Origin of the sequence: Streptomyces exfoliatus (assembly GCF_000725545.1) — a bacterium.
In the GTDB taxonomy this organism is placed as follows: domain Bacteria; phylum Actinomycetota; class Actinomycetes; order Streptomycetales; family Streptomycetaceae; genus Streptomyces; species Streptomyces exfoliatus.
Genome location: NZ_JNZP01000010.1, coordinates 140,107 through 156,439, shown reverse-complemented (window position 1 = coordinate 156,439; position 16,333 = coordinate 140,107). Strand labels below are relative to the sequence as shown.

17 protein-coding genes are annotated in these 16,333 nt (G+C 71.4%); 6 read left to right on the top strand and 11 right to left on the bottom strand.

Features of this window, described 5'->3' with window-relative positions:
* Window positions 1-23 precede the first annotated feature (23 nt).
* Window positions 24-779 carry a decaprenylphospho-beta-D-erythro-pentofuranosid-2-ulose 2-reductase gene (gene dprE2 / locus IO20_RS0112845; RefSeq protein WP_030549058.1) on the bottom strand — a complete coding sequence of 252 codons (756 nt, stop codon included), beginning with the start codon at window positions 777-779 and terminating at the stop codon, window positions 24-26.
* A gap of 8 nt (window positions 780-787) precedes the next feature.
* Window positions 788-2,179 (bottom strand): FAD-binding oxidoreductase, encoded by a 1,392-nt coding sequence (gene dprE1 / locus IO20_RS0112840; RefSeq protein WP_030549056.1) that lies wholly within the window; start codon window positions 2,177-2,179, stop codon window positions 788-790.
* Between the two features lie 149 nt (window positions 2,180-2,328).
* On the opposite strand from dprE1, the gene IO20_RS0112835 reads away from it, so the two are divergent.
* Window positions 2,329-3,240, top strand: coding sequence for a YihY/virulence factor BrkB family protein (locus IO20_RS0112835; protein ID WP_030549055.1), 912 nt, complete (start codon window positions 2,329-2,331; stop codon window positions 3,238-3,240).
* Here IO20_RS0112835 and IO20_RS0112830 read toward each other — a convergent pair.
* Window positions 3,164-4,435: a D-alanyl-D-alanine carboxypeptidase family protein gene (locus IO20_RS0112830; protein WP_030549054.1), complete on the bottom strand. Its 1,272-nt coding sequence runs from the start codon at window positions 4,433-4,435 to the stop codon at window positions 3,164-3,166. The two genes, IO20_RS0112835 and IO20_RS0112830, sit on opposite strands and share 77 nt — an antisense overlap.
* A 109-nt stretch (window positions 4,436-4,544) precedes the next feature.
* Between IO20_RS0112830 and IO20_RS0112825 the strand changes: the two genes are divergently transcribed.
* The 3 genes from IO20_RS0112825 to IO20_RS0112815 all read left to right on the top strand — a co-directional run bounded on the left by IO20_RS0112825 (window position 4,545) and on the right by IO20_RS0112815 (window position 7,919).
* On the top strand, window positions 4,545-4,790 hold the full coding sequence (locus tag IO20_RS0112825) for an SCO4848 family membrane protein (RefSeq protein WP_030549052.1): 246 nt from the start codon (window positions 4,545-4,547) through the stop codon (window positions 4,788-4,790).
* Window positions 4,791-4,812: 22 nt separating this feature from the next.
* Window positions 4,813-6,177 (top strand): metallophosphoesterase, encoded by a 1,365-nt coding sequence (locus tag IO20_RS0112820; protein WP_030549050.1) that lies wholly within the window; start codon window positions 4,813-4,815, stop codon window positions 6,175-6,177.
* A gap of 191 nt (window positions 6,178-6,368) precedes the next feature.
* Window positions 6,369-7,919 carry an ABC transporter substrate-binding protein gene (locus tag IO20_RS0112815; protein WP_030549048.1) on the top strand — a complete coding sequence of 517 codons (1,551 nt, stop codon included), beginning with the start codon at window positions 6,369-6,371 and terminating at the stop codon, window positions 7,917-7,919.
* Between the two features lies 1 nt (window position 7,920).
* On the opposite strand, the gene IO20_RS0112810 is transcribed toward IO20_RS0112815, so the two are convergent.
* The 3 genes from IO20_RS0112810 to IO20_RS0112800 are packed head-to-tail and all read right to left on the bottom strand — an operon-like array spanning window position 7,921 to window position 9,589.
* Window positions 7,921-8,715, bottom strand: coding sequence for a TetR family transcriptional regulator (locus IO20_RS0112810; protein ID WP_037635306.1), 795 nt, complete (start codon window positions 8,713-8,715; stop codon window positions 7,921-7,923).
* 10 nt (window positions 8,716-8,725) lie between these two features.
* Entirely contained in the window at window positions 8,726-9,118 is a 393-nt protein-coding gene (locus IO20_RS0112805; RefSeq protein ID WP_037635346.1) for a thiol-disulfide oxidoreductase DCC family protein, read from the bottom strand.
* A 36-nt stretch (window positions 9,119-9,154) separates the two neighbouring features.
* Window positions 9,155-9,589, bottom strand: coding sequence for a hypothetical protein (locus tag IO20_RS0112800; protein WP_030220548.1), 435 nt, complete (start codon window positions 9,587-9,589; stop codon window positions 9,155-9,157).
* A 137-nt stretch (window positions 9,590-9,726) separates the two neighbouring features.
* Between IO20_RS0112800 and IO20_RS0112795 the strand changes: the two genes are divergently transcribed.
* Window positions 9,727-10,518: an alpha/beta fold hydrolase gene (locus IO20_RS0112795; protein WP_030549041.1), complete on the top strand. Its 792-nt coding sequence runs from the start codon at window positions 9,727-9,729 to the stop codon at window positions 10,516-10,518.
* 334 nt (window positions 10,519-10,852) lie between these two features.
* Here IO20_RS0112795 and IO20_RS0112785 read toward each other — a convergent pair whose 3' ends face one another.
* Complete coding sequence (locus tag IO20_RS0112785) at window positions 10,853-12,070, bottom strand: MFS transporter (RefSeq protein WP_030549039.1); 1,218 nt, start codon at window positions 12,068-12,070, stop codon at window positions 10,853-10,855.
* 118 nt (window positions 12,071-12,188) lie between these two features.
* On the opposite strand from IO20_RS0112785, the gene IO20_RS0112780 reads away from it, so the two are divergent.
* Entirely contained in the window at window positions 12,189-12,737 is a 549-nt protein-coding gene (locus tag IO20_RS0112780; protein ID WP_030549037.1) for a MarR family winged helix-turn-helix transcriptional regulator, read from the top strand.
* A gap of 84 nt (window positions 12,738-12,821) precedes the next feature.
* Here the strand turns inward: IO20_RS0112780 and IO20_RS0112775 are convergent, their stop codons facing one another.
* Genes IO20_RS0112775 through sdhC form a run of 4 tightly spaced genes read right to left on the bottom strand, consistent with a single transcriptional unit; the run spans window position 12,822 to window position 16,228 of the window.
* Window positions 12,822-13,580: a succinate dehydrogenase iron-sulfur subunit gene (locus IO20_RS0112775; RefSeq protein WP_015035718.1), complete on the bottom strand. Its 759-nt coding sequence runs from the start codon at window positions 13,578-13,580 to the stop codon at window positions 12,822-12,824.
* Complete coding sequence (sdhA, locus tag IO20_RS0112770) at window positions 13,580-15,334, bottom strand: succinate dehydrogenase flavoprotein subunit (protein WP_030549035.1); 1,755 nt, start codon at window positions 15,332-15,334, stop codon at window positions 13,580-13,582. The genes IO20_RS0112775 and sdhA overlap by 1 nt, the downstream gene beginning before the upstream one ends.
* 25 nt (window positions 15,335-15,359) lie before the next feature.
* The gene (locus IO20_RS0112765) at window positions 15,360-15,839 is read right to left on the bottom strand and encodes a succinate dehydrogenase hydrophobic membrane anchor subunit (protein ID WP_030220568.1); all 480 of its coding nucleotides are present in this window, start codon (window positions 15,837-15,839) and stop codon (window positions 15,360-15,362) included.
* 8 nt (window positions 15,840-15,847) lie between these two features.
* Window positions 15,848-16,228: a succinate dehydrogenase, cytochrome b556 subunit gene (gene sdhC, locus IO20_RS0112760; RefSeq protein WP_073809812.1), complete on the bottom strand. Its 381-nt coding sequence runs from the start codon at window positions 16,226-16,228 to the stop codon at window positions 15,848-15,850.
* Window positions 16,229-16,333: the final 105 nt, after the last annotated feature.

Sequence of the window (16,333 nt, the reverse complement as noted above, 5' to 3'; positions counted from 1 at the left end):
CCTCCGCCCCGCCCCCCAGCACCTCACACCGGCAGCCGCCGGAACAGCGGCCTCGGCGCGTGCCGCACCGCGGCCATCACCATCCGCAGCGCCCCCGGCACCCACACCGTCTCCGAGCGGCGCCGCAGCCCCAGCTCGATCGCGCTCGCGACCGCCTCCGGGGTGGTCGGGAGCGGCCCCTCCGCGAGCCCGGCCGTCCTCCGCGAGCGCACGAATCCGGGCCGTACGACCATGACGTGCACGCCCGTGCCGTGCAGCGCGTCCCCGAGGCCCTGGGCGAAGGCGTCGAGCCCCGCCTTCGAGGAGCCGTAGATGAAGTCGGCGCGGCGGGCCCGCTCGCCCGCCACCGAGGAGAGCACCACCAGCGAGCCGTGCCCCTGCGCCTGGAGCGCGCCCGCGCACACCAGTCCCGCGGAGACGGCGCCGGTGTAGTTGGTCTGGGCGACGCGGACGGCGGCGACGGGGTCGGACTCGTCGCGCGCCTGGTCGCCGGGGACCCCGAAGGCGAGCAGCACCATGTCGATGTCACCCTCCGTGAAGATCTTGCCGAGCCGCTCCTCGTGCGACTCGGTGTCGAGCGCGTCGAAGGGGACGGTGTGCACGTCGGCGCCGAGCGCGCGCAGCGAGTCGGCCGCGGCGGTCAGCGCGGGGGAGGGGCGCCCGGCCAGCCAGACGGTACGGGTCCGCCGTGCGATCAGCCGCCGGGCGGTGGCGAGCCCGATCTCGGAGGTGCCGCCGAGGACGAGCAGGGACTGCGGTGCGCCGAAGGCGTCCTTCATGGGGGCTCCTAGAGGGCGAGGCGGCGGGAGAGGTCCGAGGTGAAGGTGGAGCGGGGGTCGAGCTCGGCGCGCAGGGCGCGGAACTCGTCGAGCCGGGGATACATCGCGGCCAGCGCCTCCGGCCGTACCCGCGAGTCCTGGGCGAGGCAGACCCGGCCGCCCGCGCCCGCGACCTCCTCGTCGAGCGCGTCGAGGAAGGCGCCGAGCCCGGGGAGCCCGGCGGGCAGGTCGAGGGCGAGGGCCCAGCCGGGGCGGGGAAAGGAGAGCCAGCCGGGGCCGCCCGCGCCGAAGCGCCTGAGGGTGGCGGGGGAGGAGGGGCAGCCGCGCGCGGCGATCCGCAGGACCACCCTCCGCAGGGCCTCCTCCTGTCCGTACGGGACGACGAAGCGGTACGGGACGACGCCCTCGCGCCCGTAGACCCTGTTCCGGTGCGGGATGCCGTCGAGGGGATGGAAGAAGGCCGTGAGCGGCTGGAGCCGGCCGGTGCTCGCGCGGGCGGCCCGGCGGTACCGGAGCTCGTTGAGGAGTCCGACGGTGGTCCGGTTCAGCAGCCCGCCGGGGACGTACGGCGGCGGGGCGGGCAGCCGTCCGGGGCGGAAGGCGAGGGGTTCACGGCGGGCCCGGTGGCGGCGGGGCAGCGCGTCGTAGGGGGCGTGGTCGGCGCGGGTGAGGACGGCGCGGCCGGTGGCGGCGCCCCGGGCGAGCAGGTCGATCCAGGCGACGGAGTGGCTCCGGCGGTGGCCGGTGGAGCCGAGCCGGTCCATCAGGTCGTCGAGGTCGCGGGCGCGTTCGGTGTCCACGCTCATCAGCGAGGTCTCGACGGGCAGCAGCCGCAGGGTGACGGAGAGGATCACGCCGGTCAGGCCCATGCCGCCGGTGGTGGCGTCGAAGAGCGGGGTGCCGGGCGGCACGGTCCGGACGCCGCCGTCGGCGGTGAGGAGTTCGAGGGCGGTGACGTGCCGGGCGAAGGAGCCCACGACCTGGTGGTTCGTACCGTGGACGTCGGACGCGACGGCGCCGCCGACGGTGACGTACCGCGTGGCGGGGGTGACGGGGACGAACCAGCCGAGCGGCAGCAGCGCCGCCATCAGCCGGTGCAGGCTGACCCCCGCCTCGCAGACGACGAGGCCGGTGGTGGCGTCGACGGCCAGGATCCGGTCGAGGCCGGTCATGTCGAGGACGGTGCCGCCGGCGTTCTGGGCGGCGTCCCCGTACGCGCGGCCGAGACCGCGGGCGATCGTGCCGCGGGCGATCGTGCCGCGTGCCCCGTGGGCGCGGACGGCCTCGGCCGCCTCGGCGTGGCCGCGGGGCCGGTACACGCGCGCGAGGGTCGGGGCGGTGCGCCCCCAGCCGCTGAGTGCGACGCAGTCGTCGTCAAGGACGTGGGTCTCGACAGCCATGAGGGTGACCGTATAGCCGTCTCTGTCGCTTATGCCGGTATTGAAGTGCGGCATGGCGATTCGGCGAAATGGGTGATTAAAGGAGTGTCACGAAAACACCCCGGAGCAGCGCGCGGATCGAGCGGGGAGGTGCGGGTAGAGCTACGCACATGGACTGGCTGACCAAGATCCCCGTCATCGGCCCCTGGGTCGTCCGCCTCATGCGCACCCACGCCTGGCGCGCGTACGAGACCCTCGACGAGGTCCACTGGAGCCGGCTCGCCGCCGCGATCACCTTCCTCTCCTTCCTGGCCCTCTTCCCGCTGATCACCCTGGCCGCAGCGATCGGCGCCGCGCTCCTCTCCCAGGAGCAGCTCGACCGGATCGAGGAGAAGATCGCCGATCAGGTCCCGGGGATCTCCGAGCAGCTCGACATCGGCGGCCTGGTCGCCAACGCCGGCACCGTCGGACTCGTCGCGGGCGCGCTTCTCCTCGTGACCGGCATCGGCTGGGTCGGCTCCATGCGGGACTGTCTGCGCGCGGTGTGGAAGCTCGACGACGTGGACGAGGGCAACCCGGTCGTGCTAAAGGGCAAGGACGCGCTCATCCTCGTCGGCTTCGGCGGCGTCGCCGTCGGCTCGCTCGCCGCGTCCTGGCTCGGCTCCACCGCCGTCGGCTGGAGCGCGGACCAGGTCGGCGTCTCCGGCGAAGGGGCTGGTGGAGTCCTCCTCCAGGCCGCCGCCGTCCTCGTCGCCGTCGTCGCCGACTTCCTGATCCTGCTGTACGTGCTGACGCTGCTGCCCGGCGTGCACCCGCCCCGCCGCGCGCTCGTGATCGCCGCGCTCATGGGGGCGGTCGGCTTCGAGCTGCTCAAGCTGCTGCTCGGCGGCTACATGAGGGACGTCGCGGGGAAGTCGATGTACGGGGCGTTCGGCGTTCCGATCGCCCTGATGCTCTGGATCAACTTCACCGCGAAGCTCCTGCTGTTCTGTGCCGCCTGGACGGCTACGGATTCACGTCGGGATCCGGCTGAGGGTGTCGACGCCGCCCCGCCGACGCCGACAGCGGCCAGCGCCGGTTGACCAGGAAGACGGCCCCGGCGAGGAGTACGAGCACCCCGCCGGCCACGGCGAGCGCGATCCCCACGCCACCGGACTTCTCGTCGGTGGCCGCGGCCCGGACGGTGTCCGCGGTGGCGTTCTTGCCGGGCGCGGGCGCCGAACCGTCGGCCGGCACGGTCGTCCCCGTACGCGCGGACAGCGGCGGCACCAGCTCGCCGACCGGGGTCACCTTGCCCGCCGCGGCGAAGCCCCAGTCCAGCAGCCGGGCGGTCTCGCGGTAGACCGCGTGCTGCTCCTTCGACGACGGGTTCATCACCGTGACGAGGAGGACCTTGCCGTTGCGCTCCGCGACGCCCGTGAAGGTGGCGCCCGCGTGCGTGGTGTTGCCGTTCTTGACCCCGGCGATGCCCTGGTAGGGGGCGACGCCGAAGTCGCCCGTGAGCAGCCGGTTGGTGTTCTGGATCTCGAACGTCTCGCGCTTCTTCCCGCCCGGCTTCAGCTCGCCGGGGAAGACGGCCCTGGGCGTGGCGGCGTACGCGCGGAAGTCGGGGTTCTGCATGCCGCTGCGGGCGATGAGCGTCAGGTCGTACGCGGAGGAGACCTGGCCCGGGGCGTCGTAACCGTCCGGGGAGACCACCTGGGTGTCGAGCGCCTGGAGCTCGCGCGCGCGGGCGTTCATGTCCTTCACGGTCTGCCGGAGGCCGTTGTTCATGTTGGTCAGGACGTGCACGGCGTCGTTGCCCGAGCGCAGGAAGACGCCGAGCCACAGGTCGTGGACGCTGTAGGTCTGCTTCTCCTTGATGCCGACCAGGCTGGAGCCCGCTCCTATCCCCGCCAGGTCGGCGTTGGTGACCAGGTGGTTCTGCGTCTTGGGGAACTTCGGCAGCAGGGTGTCCGCGAAGAGCATCTTGAGGGTGGAGGCCGGGGCGAGCGGCCAGTGCGCGTTGTGCGCGGCGAGGACCTGGCCGCTCTCCGCGTCGGCGACGATCCAGGCACGGCCCGACAGGTCCTTCGGCAGCACCGGGGCGCCGGGGCCCAACTTCACCTGGGTGCCGGGGCTGCCGAGCAGGGGGCCGCCGAGCGAGGACATCGTGGCGGGCGGCTTGGGCTGTTTGTCCTTCTCGTCCTTCGTGTCCGCGTGGGCGGGCACGGCGACGGCAAGCGGCAGCAACACAGCAGCGGCGACCGCCCAAGCGGCCTTCTTCGAAGCAGACACGGTCGTGAACGTACAGGTACGGAACAGGGATCCGAACCCCGGCTGGCGCTTCGACCCGGCTCGTCCACCCGGACGCGGGGGCCGGGAGGCGCACGGTGATACTGGGGTCATGAAGCTCAGCCGCCGCGTCTCCTGGTTCCTGCTCGCGTTCGGGGTGTGGAGCTGGTTCATCTGGGTCACCTTCGTCAAGAACCTGTGGCAGGACGGGAGCGGCCTCGCGTTCGACGACGCCGGCGACCCGACGGCCTACTTCTGGGTTCACCTGCTGCTCGCCGTCACGTCCTTTGTCCTGGGGACGGTGATCGGGGTGCTCGGGTTGCGTGGGGTGCGCGCCGCGCGCCGATCGATCGACTGACTGAGAAGAGGGGTTTCGGGGCGTGGTCGTGTTCCTGCTGGTCCTGATCGTGGTTCTCGCGCTGCTCGGCGCGGTCCACTGGTACGTGTGGCGGCGCCTCGTGCGTGACGTCACGACGCGCGGGAGCCTTCCCCGGCGCCTGGGCACGGTCGCCGTCGTGGTGCTGCCCCTGCTGTCGTTCGCGGCCCTGGGCTCCGCCCGGGCCGGAGCCCCCTTCGTGCTCCAGCAGGCGGTCGCCTGGCCGGGCTTCCTCTGGCTCGCCCTGCTCCTGTACGTGACGCTCGCCCTGGCCGTCGGCGAGGCCGTCCGGCCCGCCCTGCGTGCCTGGCTCGCCCGCCGGGACGCGAGGGCGGCGGCGCCGGCGACGGCCGCCACGCCGGCGACCGCCGCACTGACAACCGCTCCCGTGCCGGCGACGGCCGCCGCGCCGGCGGCCGCTCCCGTGCCGGTCCTCGTCCCCGAGGCCGCACCCGCCGTGGAGACGCCCGCGGAGACCCCCGCCGAGCCGCCCGCCGGGCCGGCCGAGCCCGCGTCCGCGTCCGTGTCCGCACCCGCCGAGGTCTCCCGGCGGCTCTTCGTCTCCCGGGTCGTCGGCGGCACCGCCGCCGCCGTCGCCGCGGCGACCGTGGGATACGGCGCGTACGGCGTGCTGCGCGGCCCCCGGATCAAGCGGGTCACCGTCCCGCTCGCCAAGGTGCCGCGCGCCGCGCACGGCTACCGGATCGCCGTCGTGTCCGACATCCACCTCGGCCCGATCCTGGGCCGCGCCCACACCCAGCGCATCGTGGACGCGATCAACTCCACCCAGCCCGACCTGATCGCGGTCGTCGGCGACCTCGTCGACGGCACCGTGGAGAACCTCGGCTCCGCCGCGGAGCCCCTCGCGCGGCTCCGCGCCCGCCACGGCTCCTTCTTCGTGACCGGCAACCACGAGTACTTCTCGGGCGCCGACGCCTGGGTCGACCACGTCCGCGAACTCGGCCTGCGCCCGCTGCGCAACGAGCGGCTGGAGATCGCGGCCGGCTTCGACCTCGCGGGCGTCGACGACATCGCGGGGGAGAGCGAGGGCCAGGGCCCCGACTTCGCACGGGCCCTCGGCGACCGCGACCGGGCCCGCGCCGCGGTCCTCCTCGCGCACCAGCCGATCGTCGTCCACGACGCCGTACGCCACGGCGTGGACCTCCAGCTCTCCGGCCACACCCACGGCGGCCAGCTCTGGCCCGGCAACTACCTGGCCGAACTGGCCAACCCGACCGTCGCGGGGCTCGAACGGTACGGCGACACCCAGCTGTACGTCTCGCGGGGCGCGGGCGCCTGGGGACCTCCCGTACGGGTCGGGGCGCCCTCGGACATCACCCTGGTCGAACTCGCCTCGAAACAGGCGTAACCGGGGCCGGTCACTCCCCGCGCAGAGGTCGATACGGGCTGCTCATCGACTTAAATTCGCATTTCCCGGACATATACCTGTCGTGTAAAAGTTTCCTCTTCCCCTTGTGAAAACCGTGTGATGGGATGACGGGCATCGCGGCGTTCCGGGGGCCGTCGCAGCTGGGGTGGACGAAAAAAGGAAGCACGGCAATGCGGTCGACGGTCCGTCTGCGGATCCTCATCATTTGTGGAGTACTGGTGGCCGCCGGAGTGGGGGGCTGGCAACTCCTGCCCTCCGACGACGGCCGGACCGATCCGATCAGTGTCGGCACAACCGACGAGATCACTTCACTGGACCCGGCCGGCGCGTACGACGCCGGTTCCTGGGCCATGTACAGCAACATCTTCCAGTCGCTGCTGACGTTCAAGGAGGGGTCCACGACCCCCGTCCCGGACGCGGCGGAGAGCTGCAAGTTCACGGGCGCCAAGCTGTCGACGTACGAGTGCAAGCTCCGCGACGACCTCGCCTTCTCCAACGGGCGCAAGGTGACCGCGGAGGACGTCAAGTACTCCTTCGAGCGGATGCTGCGCATCAAGACGGACGTCGGCCCCAAGGCCCTCTTCCCGACGCTGAAGAGCGTCACGGCCTCGGGCCGCACCGTCACCTTCCACCTGAGCGGCAGGGACGCCACGTTCCCGCTGAAGGTGGCCACGGGCGCCGGTTCGATCGTCGACCGTGACCAGTACCCGGCCGACAAGCTGCGTACGGGCTCGGCGGTGGACGGCTCGGGTCCGTACGTCCTCAAGGAGTACAAGGAGGGCGAGTCCGCCCTCCTGGAGCCCAACACGAAGTACCGGGGCGCCGTCACCAAGGCCGGCCGCCCGGTCCTCGTGAAGTACTTCGGCCAGTCCGCGGACCTCGCGAACGCCTGGAAGACCGGGGCCGTCCAGGTGACGCACCGGCAGCTCCCGCCGGAGTTCGTCTCGACCCTGAACACCGACGGGATCCGGGTCACCGAGGCGGAGAGCGCGGAGATCCGCAACCTCAACCTCAACGTCCGGCCCGGCTCGCCCATGGCCGACAAGGCCGTGCGGCAGGCCGTCGCCGCCGTCCTCGACCGCCCGGCGATCACCACCGGCCCCTTCAAGGGCACGGTCGAGCCGCTGTACTCGCTCATCCCGCAGGGCTTCATCGGGCACAGCACCGCGTTCTACGACGTCAATCCGGAGCCGAGCGCCAAGAAGGCGAAGCAGCTCCTGGAGGCGGCCGACATCAAGACCCCGGTGAAGTTCACCTTCGGCTACCGCAAGGACGCCACCTACGCCGCCGAGACCGCCGAGATCAAGCGGCAGCTGGAGGCGTCCGGCCTCTTCGAGGTCGAGACCGTCGAAGCCGAGTGGCAGGCCTTCCAGAAGGCGTACGCGAGCGGCGCCTACGACGCGTACACCGTCGGCTGGCTCCCCGACTTCCCCGACTCCGACAGCTTCACCGCACCGCTCGTCGGCACCGGGAACACCCTGCACAACGGGTTCTCCAGCAAGAAGATCGACGCCCTGATCGCCTCGACGCAGCAGTTCAGCGACCGGTCCCGGGCGACGTCCGACTTCAAGGACATCCAGAGCGAGGTCGCGGCCGAGGTCCCGCTCGTCCCGCTGTGGCAGAAGAAGGACTACGTCCTGTCCACGGAGGCCGTCGCCGGCTCCCAGTACCTGACGGACGGCACGGGCATCTGGCGCCTGTGGGAACTGAGCTGGATCTAGTTCACGAATCCTCAGGCGTATCAGGCGTCTTCGACGTCTTCGACGGCTTCGGGTCGGCCCGCTTCTTGGGCTTGCCCGAGGCCGCCATCCCCGCTGCCGTCGGCATGAAGTCCGAGAGCAGCTCGTGGGTCTCCTTCACGAGCGGGCGCAGGACCCGGAAGCGGGAGAGCGAGATCGCGCGGGCGGTGACCGGCGCGAGCCGCTCCACCAGGCGGCGGCTGTTGACCGCGCCCTCCGAGCGGTCGTACACCCAGAACAGCACCAGGCCCATCTGCTGGAGCCACAGCAACCGCGGCAGCGCCTCGGCCAGTTCCGGGTCGACCTTCACCGAGGCGCCGGAGATGACCCGCCGGTGGACCTCGATCGCCGCCTCGCGCGGGCCCTCGGACTCGGGCGAGAAGGGGCTGAGCGGACTGTCCGGATCGGCGGCGTTCTTGAAGAACTGGGCCGCGAACTCGTGGTACGGCTCCGCGATGTCGAGCCAGCCGAGGTAGACCCCGCGGATCCGCGCCGTGAGGTCCTTGTCGGCGCCGGTCAGGATGGGCTCGACGGCCGCCTGGTGCTCCTCGGCGATCCGGTCGTAGAAGCCCTGGACGAGGTGCTCCTTGGAGGAGAAGTAGTAGTACGCGTTGCCGACGGAGACCCCGGCCTCCTGGGCGATGGCCCGCATCGTCGTCTTGTCGTAACCGCGCTCCTTGAACAGCCGGAGCGCGGTCTCGAGGATGAGCGTGCGGGTCTGCTCGCTCTTGGGGGCCTTCTTCTCGTCGGCCTGCTTCTCTTCCTTCACGTCCTTCACGGGGCCGAGCCTAGCCGGGCGGGCCGGGCACCTCGCAGTGCCCGTCCTCGCAGCCGGGCCCCTTGAGGGCGGCGCGCCACTTCGCCGCCGCGAGCACGGTGATCCGGGCGAAGGGCTGTCCGGCGGGGGTGGCGAGCCAGTGGGCCCTGGGCCGGTGCTCGGCGAGCGCCCAGAGGCAGACGATCCAGGCGGCGGTCTCCCGGTAGACCTGGCCCCGGTCCCCGACCACGGTGATCTCCCGCAGCGTGGCGGTGTGGTCGAGGTCCGGGAAGCGGCGCCTGGCCTCCTGCGACCCGGCCGGTACGAGGTCGAGCGGGACGAGCTGCCGCTGCCGCAGCAGCCAGTGCCTGAGGTGCACGCAGAGCGGGCAGTCGGCGTCGTACAGCACGGTCAGACGTCCCACGGGGGTCGTCGGCGCGGTCGGGGCCGGCACGGCGGGTCAGCCCTGGGGTGCGGGCGGGGCCCAGGGGCCCGCCTTGGGCGTGGTGGTCCAGCCCTGCGGGCCGACCGGCGGCACCTGCTCGCGCTCCATGACGCCGCGGCGACGGATCTTGTTGAGGACGTACACGTTCCCGAGGTGCATCACGCCGAGGACGAGCAGGACGACCCCGAGCTTGACGGAGAGCGCCTCGAAGAGGGCGCGGGCGTCGAGGACGGCCTCGTCCTGGCTCAGGTAGAGGGCGACGAAGCCGAAGTTGACGAGGTAGAAGCCGACCACCAGGAGGTGGTTGACCGCTTCGGCGAGCTTCTCGTTCCCGTGCAGGACGTCCGCGAGGAAGATCCTTCCGTTGCGGCTGAGTGTGCGGGCGACCCAGATGGTCAGGGCCACGCTGATCAGCAGGTAGACGATGTACGCGATGACAGTGAGGTCCATGCCCCACCCTCCCTTGAACGCGTTCAAAAGCTGGCAGTCATGACTGTAGACCTCTCTTTGAACGTGTTCAAGTGGTGGTCGCGTGACGTTCGGAAAGGCGATGGCCAAAACTCCTCCCGCCGCCTAGGGTCAGCCGAATGACGCTCTCTCATGACACGGCCGGCACCGGCACCTCGAACGTTCTCCTGCTGCACTCCGGGGTCTGTGACCGCCGCATGTGGGACGCGCAGTTCCACGCACTCTCGGAGGCGGGGCACCGGGTCGTCCGCTGCGACCTCCGCGGCTTCGGCGAAAGCCCCATGGATGCCGCGCACACCCACGCCGACGACGTCCGCGACCTCCTCGACCACCTCGGCATCGAGCGGGCCGTCGTCGTCGGCTCCTCCTTCGGCGGCCGGGTCGCCCTGGAACTCGCCGCCCGCCACCCCGGCCATGTCTCCGCCCTCGCCCTGCTCGCCTCCGGCACCCCCGTCATGCAGCCGAGCGACGAACTGCGGGCCTGGGGCGCCCGCGAGGACGCGATGATCGAGGCGGGCGACCTCGACGGCGCCGTTGAGCTCAACGTCGACACCTGGCTCGGCCCCGAGGCCGGAGAGGACGCCCGCGCCCTCGTGCGGGAGATGCAGCGGCACGCCTTCGAGGTCCAGCTCGCCGCTCCCGAGGAGTGCCACCCCGTCAACCCCGGGGTCACGACGGAGGAGATCGCCGGCATCGAGGTGCCCGCCCTGGTGGTGTCCGGCGCCCATGACGTGCCCGACTTCCAGGCGGTCGCCGACGACCTCGGCCGGCTCCTCCCCGCCGCCCGCCGCGTCGACCTCGACTGGGCCGGACACCTCCCCGCCCTCGAGCGCCCGGAGGACACCACCCGCCTGATCGCGGACTTCCTCGCCGAGGTGTCGGTGCTCAGCCAGGGCGCGTCCGCGCGGTGACGGCCGCCGGCCGCTAGAAGGGCGCTGTCGGCGACCTCGGCGTCGGCGACCTCGGCGTCGCCGACAACGCCCCGCCCGGCCGGTGACAGCCCCCAGCGCCCCGGCGGCCCCCTTCGGAGGCCCCGGACGGGCGAGGTGTTGGCCGCCTAGGCCAGGGTCGGCGTCCCCGTCCCGTACGGATCCGGGTCGTTCACCCGGTGCGCGGGCTGTGCGGCGATCCCCTCCAGCAGCCGCCGCACCACCTCCGCCCGGCCCCGGCCTCCGCGAGCCGCGCGGCCGACTCCTTCCGCCACCGCCCGGTGGCGCGGGACGGTGGGCCCCCACTGACAGAGCCCTACGTGAACCGCCTCACCCCCGGCACCAGGGCGGTGCCGAGGCAGCAGCCGCCCACCAGCACCGCCGCCGCGAGCAGTGGCACCTCGGGCCCCCAGGCGGAGGCGGCGAGCGGGGCCAGGGCGTACCCCAGGGGCATGGCGGCCAGGGAGAGCAGCCAGTCGTACGAGGTGACCCGGGCGAGCGCGTGGTCGGGCACGGCCCGCTGGACGGCGGTCTCCCACACGGGGGAGAGGAAGCCGAGTCCCGCCTGCGCGAGGCCGTACGCGGCGATCGTCAGCGGGGCGGGTGCGGCGACCGCGAGCAGGACCAGCGGCAGGGCGTACGTGGCGAGTCCGAGGTTCGCCGTCAGGACGGGTCGCCGGGGCCGGGCCCGGTGGGCGAGCAGCGCGCCGCCGAGGAAGCCGAAGGCGCCGACCTGGAGCAGGACGACCCAGGTCCCGCCGCCACCGAGCCGTTGCACGGCGACGGCGGGCCCGAGGGTCATCAGGACGGCGGCGGCGCCGTTCCAGGCGCTGTGTCCGATCAGGCTGGTCCAGTACCAGTCGCGGGAGCGGACCTCCTGCCAGCCCTCCTTGAGGTCGGCGCGGAGCGAGCGGCGGGGGATCGGCACGCGGTTCACCCGTACGGCCGTGAGGAGCAGGGCGCTGAGCGCGAAGGTGGCCGCGTCGAGGACGAACGCCCAACCCGGTCCCACGGTCAGGACCAGGGTGCCCGCGAGCGCCGGCCCGCCGAGCCGGGTGGCGCTCCGGGCGATCCCCATGGCGGCGTTGGCGCGGTGCAGGGCCTCGGGTGCCACGGTGCCCTTGACCAGCGGCGAGCCGGTCGGCATGGCGAAGGCTCCGGCCGCGCCGCCGAGGGCTTCCGCGACCGCGAGGACGGCCAGGCTCGGGGCGCCGCCGAGCAGTTGGACGCCGACGAGGAGCTGGGTGGCGCAGCGTACGAGGTCGGTGGTGAGCGCGACCGTACGGGCGTCGAAGCGGTCGCCGACGACTCCGCCGAGCGGCAGCAGGAGCAGCCTGGGGATCATGGCGCAGCCGAGGACGAGGGCGAGGGCCGAGGTGGAGCCGGTGGCGTCGAGGACGGCGAGGGCGAGCGCGGCGGGGATGGCGGCGTCGCCGAGCAGGGAGAGGGTGCGGCCGGTGAAGAGCAGCCGGAAGGAGCGGGTGCGGAGGGGGTGGGGGACGGCCGGGGGCGGGACGGTGCTGACGGCAGGCATGCCACGGAGACTATTTCGGTAACGAATAATTCGTCAACGAAATACATGTGGCCTCCGCTCCGGCGGACCGCCGCCGCCTCCCGAGGAAGCCCGGCCCCCACCGACGTACGATCAGCTCATGGCGACGCCCCCCGAGGAACCGCGTACCCCACGCGAACCGCGCGACTGGACCGACGACCACGTCGCCCGCTGGCAGCCCGTGCTGCCCGGCCTCGACCCCGTCGTCGAAGGCGCCGTCACCCGGATGAAGAAGCTCTCCGTCCACCTCCGCCGGGTCAGGGAGCAGTCCCTCGTCGACTTCGACCTGGAGCGCCACGAGTTCGACACGCTCCACAAGATCGCCGGCCGTGGCGGCAGCGCCGCGCCCTCCGAACTCGCCCAGGACCTCGACCTGGCCCCCGCCTCCGTCTCCGGCCGCCTCGACGCACTGGAGAAGCGCGGCTTCGTCCGCCGTACCCAGTCGACGACCGACCGGCGCCGGGTCGTCGTCGAACTCACCGCCGCCGGCCGCGAGACCTGGCTCGGCGCGATGGACGTCCTCGGCCACGAGGAGGAGCGCCTCCTCGGCGTCCTCGCCCCGGAGGAGCGCGTCCTCCTCAACGACCTGCTGCGCCGGGTCATGGTCGAGGCGGAGAGCGGCGACAACGTCCGCCACTGGGGCGGCTGACCGGCCCGCACACGGCGAAGGGCCCCGCCTCCCGTGAGGGAAGCGGGGCCCAGCCATCTGCCGGAAGGCCCGAAGGCCCGAAGGCTAGAAGCGACGCGTGATCAGCGCGCGCTTCACCTCCTGGATGGCCTTCGTGACCTCGATGCCACGCGGGCACGCGTCGGTGCAGTTGAACGTCGTGCGGCAGCGCCACACACCGTCCTTGTCGTTCAGGATCTCCAGGCGCTGCTCGCCCGCCTCGTCACGCGAGTCGAAGATGAAGCGGTGCGCGTTGACGATCGCGGCCGGACCGAAGTACTGGCCGTCGTTCCAGAAGACCGGGCAGGACGACGTGCACGCGGCGCACAGGATGCACTTGGTCGTGTCGTCGAAGCGCTCGCGGTCCTCGGCGCTCTGCAGACGCTCGCGCGTCGGCTCGTTGCCCTTGGTGACCAGGAACGGCATGACGTCCCGGTACGCCTGGAAGAACGGCTCCATGTCCACGACGAGGTCCTTGAGGACCGTCAGGCCCTTGATGGCCTCGACCGTGATCGGCTTCTCGGGGTTGATGTCCTTGATCAGCGTCTTGCAGGCGAGCCTGTTCTTGCCGTTGATCCGCATCGCGTCCGAGCCGCAGATGCCGTGCGCGCACGAGCGACGGAAGGTCAGCGTGCCGTCGACGTCCCACTTGATCTTGTGGAGGGCGTCGAGCACACGCTCCTTCGGGTCGATCTCGATCTGGAAGTCCTCCCAGACCGACGCGTCCGACACCTCGGGGTTGAAGCGGCGGATCCGCATCGTGACCGTGATGTACGGGGAGGCCGCGGAGTCCTTCTCCACCTTGTCCAGTACGGGGGTAGCCATCAGTACTTACGCTCCATCGGCTGGTAGCGGGTCTGGACGACCGGCTTGTAGTCGAGACGGACGGTCTCGGAGCCGTCCTCGCCGACCTCGCGGTACGCCATGGTGTGGCGCATGAAGTTGACGTCGTCGCGGTTGGGGTAGTCCTCGCGGTAGTGACCGCCGCGGGACTCCTTGCGCGCCAGGGCCGAGACGGCCATGACCTCGGCCAGTTCGAGCAGGTTGCCCAGCTCGATGGCCTCCAGGAGGTCCGTGTTGAAGCGCTTGCCCTTGTCCTGGATGGACACGTTCTCGTAGCGCTCGCGCAGCTCGGCGATCTTCTCGACGGCCGTCTTGATGGTCTGCTCCGTACGGAACACCATCACGTTGGCGTCCATCGTCTCCTGGAGCTCACGGCGCAGGTCGGCGACCCGCTCGTTGCCCGTGGAGTTGCGCAGCTTCTCGATCTGCGCGACGACGAGGGACTCCGGGTTCTCCGGCAGCGCGACGTAGTCGTGCTTGGCGGAGTACTCGGCGGCGGCGATGCCGGAGCGCTTGCCGAAGACGTTGATGTCGAGCAGCGAGTTGGTGCCGAGGCGGTTGGCGCCGTGCACCGACACGCAGGCGACCTCGCCGGCCGCGTACAGGCCCGGGACGACCGTGGTGTTGTCCGAGAGGACCTCACCCTGGACGTTCGTCGGGATGCCGCCCATGGCGTAGTGCGCGGTGGGCTGGATCGGGATCGGGTCCGTGTACGGCTCGATGCCGAGGTACGTACGGGCGAACTCGGTGATGTCCGGGAGCTTGGCGTCGAGCTGCTCCGGCGGAAGGTGCGTCAGGTCCAGGAAGACGTGGTCGCCCTCGGGACCGCAGCCGCGGCCCTCGCGGATCTCCGTGTAGATGGAGCGCGAGACGACGTCACGGGACGCGAGGTCCTTCATGACCGGCGCGTACTTCTCCATGAAGCGCTCGCCGTCCTTGTTGCGGAGGATGCCGCCCTCACCGCGGGCGCCCTCCGTGAGAAGGATGCCCATGCGCCAGATGCCCGTCGGGTGGAACTGGAAGAACTCCATGTCCTCCAGGGGCAGACCGCGGCGGTAGCAGGCGGCCTGGCCGTCACCGGTCAGGGTGTGCGCGTTGGAGGTCACCTTGAAGAACTTGCCGGTGCCGCCGGACGCGTAGATCACGGCCTTGGCCTGGAAGATGTGGATCTCGCCGGTGGCCAGCTCGTAGGCGACGACGCCCGCGGAGTGCTTCACACCGTCGATCTCGGTGATCAGCTGGTCCAGGACGTAGAACTCGTTGAAGAACTCCACGCCCTCCTTGACGCAGTTCTGGTACAGCGTCTGGAGGATCATGTGGCCGGTGCGGTCCGCGGCGTAGCAGGACCGGCGGACCGGGGCCTCGCCGTGGTTGCGGGAGTGACCGCCGAAGCGGCGCTGGTCGATGGTGCCGTTCGGGGTGCGGTTGAACGGCAGGCCCATCTTCTCCAGGTCGAGGACGGCGTCGATGGCCTCCTTCGCCAGGATCTCGGCGGCGTCCTGGTCGACCAGGTAGTCACCGCCCTTGACCGTGTCGAAGGTGTGCCACTCCCAGTTGTCCTCCTCCACGTTGGCGAGCGCGGCGGCCATGCCGCCCTGCGCGGCGCCCGTGTGGGAGCGGGTGGGGTAGAGCTTCGTCAGCACGGCGGTGCGGCTGCGCTTCGTCGACTCGATGGCGGCGCGCATGCCGGCGCCACCGGCGCCGACGATGACGGTGTCGTACTTGTGGATCTTCATGACGTGGATTACCTCAGCCCCGTGCCTAGCGGATGTTCGGGTCGAAGGTGAAGATCACCAGCGTGCCCAGAAGGATGGTGAACACCGTGGCGGTGTACAGCAGGCCCTTGAGCCACAGGCGCGTGTTGGCCCGCTCCGCGTAGTCGTTGATGACGGTACGGAGGCCGTTGGCGCCGTGCAGCATGGCGAGCCAGAGCATCAGCAGGTCCCAGACCTGCCAGAACGGGGACGCCCAGCGGCCGGCCACGAAGGCGAAGCCGATCTTGGAGACGCCGCCGTCCAGGAAGAGCTGGATCAGCAGGTGGCCGAGGACCAGGACGACCAGGACGATGCCCGAGAGGCGCATGAAGAGCCACGCGGCCATCTCGAAGTTGCCGCGGGTCGCCTTGGGCGTCTTGCCGGTGCGCTTGCGGGGGGCCTCGATGTACGGCGCGGGGTTGTCCACGTCGTAGACGGCGCCGCCCTCGACGGGGCCGATCGTGGAGGAGGTGGTGTCAGCAGACATATCTGGCGTCAGCTCCCGAACAGTTCACGTGCGGCGTGGCCGAGGATCGGGTACAGCGAGCCCGCCATCAGCACGACCCAGATGCCCACGACGGTCCAGAGCATCTGCTTCTGGTAGCGCGGGCCCTTGGACCAGAAGTCCACGGCGATGACCCGGAGGCCGTTCAGCGCGTGGAAGAGGATGGCAGCGACGAGGCCGTACTCGAGGAGAGCGACGATCGGCGTCTTGTAGGTCGCGACGACCTCGTCGTACGCCTCGGGGGAGACGCGGACGAGAGCGGTGTCCAGCACGTGTACGAACAGGAAGAAGAAGATGAGGACGCCGGTGACTCGATGAGCCACCCAGCTCCACATTCCTTCCCGGCCGCGGTACAGCGTTCCAGCCGGCACGGAAAAACCCTCCGGGAGCGGGGATCAGGGTCGGCCGGCTTCAGTGTCGGTCTGACCCGGCCGGGTACGGTCCACCGGCCCCGGTCATCGTAGCGACGACTTGTC

Excerpts from the sequence above, each read along its gene's own strand:
- dprE1 (WP_030549056.1), bottom strand. The coding sequence starts at position 2,179 with ATGGCTGTCGAGACCCACGTCCTTGACGACGACTGCGTCGCACTCAGC.
- IO20_RS0112825 (WP_030549052.1), top strand. The coding sequence starts at position 4,545 with ATGAAGCTCAGCCGCCGCGTCTCCTGGTTCCTGCTCGCGTTCGGGGTG.
- IO20_RS0112815 (WP_030549048.1), top strand. The coding sequence starts at position 6,369 with ATGCGGTCGACGGTCCGTCTGCGGATCCTCATCATTTGTGGAGTACTG.
- sdhA (WP_030549035.1), bottom strand. The coding sequence starts at position 15,334 with ATGAAGATCCACAAGTACGACACCGTCATCGTCGGCGCCGGTGGCGCC.
- IO20_RS0112795 (WP_030549041.1), top strand. The coding sequence starts at position 9,727 with ATGACGCTCTCTCATGACACGGCCGGCACCGGCACCTCGAACGTTCTC.
- dprE2 (WP_030549058.1), bottom strand. The coding sequence starts at position 779 with ATGAAGGACGCCTTCGGCGCACCGCAGTCCCTGCTCGTCCTCGGCGGC.
- IO20_RS0112835 (WP_030549055.1), top strand. The coding sequence starts at position 2,329 with ATGGACTGGCTGACCAAGATCCCCGTCATCGGCCCCTGGGTCGTCCGC.
- IO20_RS0112785 (WP_030549039.1), bottom strand. The coding sequence starts at position 12,070 with ATGCCTGCCGTCAGCACCGTCCCGCCCCCGGCCGTCCCCCACCCCCTC.
- IO20_RS0112775 (WP_015035718.1), bottom strand. The coding sequence starts at position 13,580 with ATGGCTACCCCCGTACTGGACAAGGTGGAGAAGGACTCCGCGGCCTCC.
- IO20_RS0112765 (WP_030220568.1), bottom strand. The coding sequence starts at position 15,839 with ATGTCTGCTGACACCACCTCCTCCACGATCGGCCCCGTCGAGGGCGGC.
- IO20_RS0112780 (WP_030549037.1), top strand. The coding sequence starts at position 12,189 with ATGGCGACGCCCCCCGAGGAACCGCGTACCCCACGCGAACCGCGCGAC.
- IO20_RS0112800 (WP_030220548.1), bottom strand. The coding sequence starts at position 9,589 with ATGGACCTCACTGTCATCGCGTACATCGTCTACCTGCTGATCAGCGTG.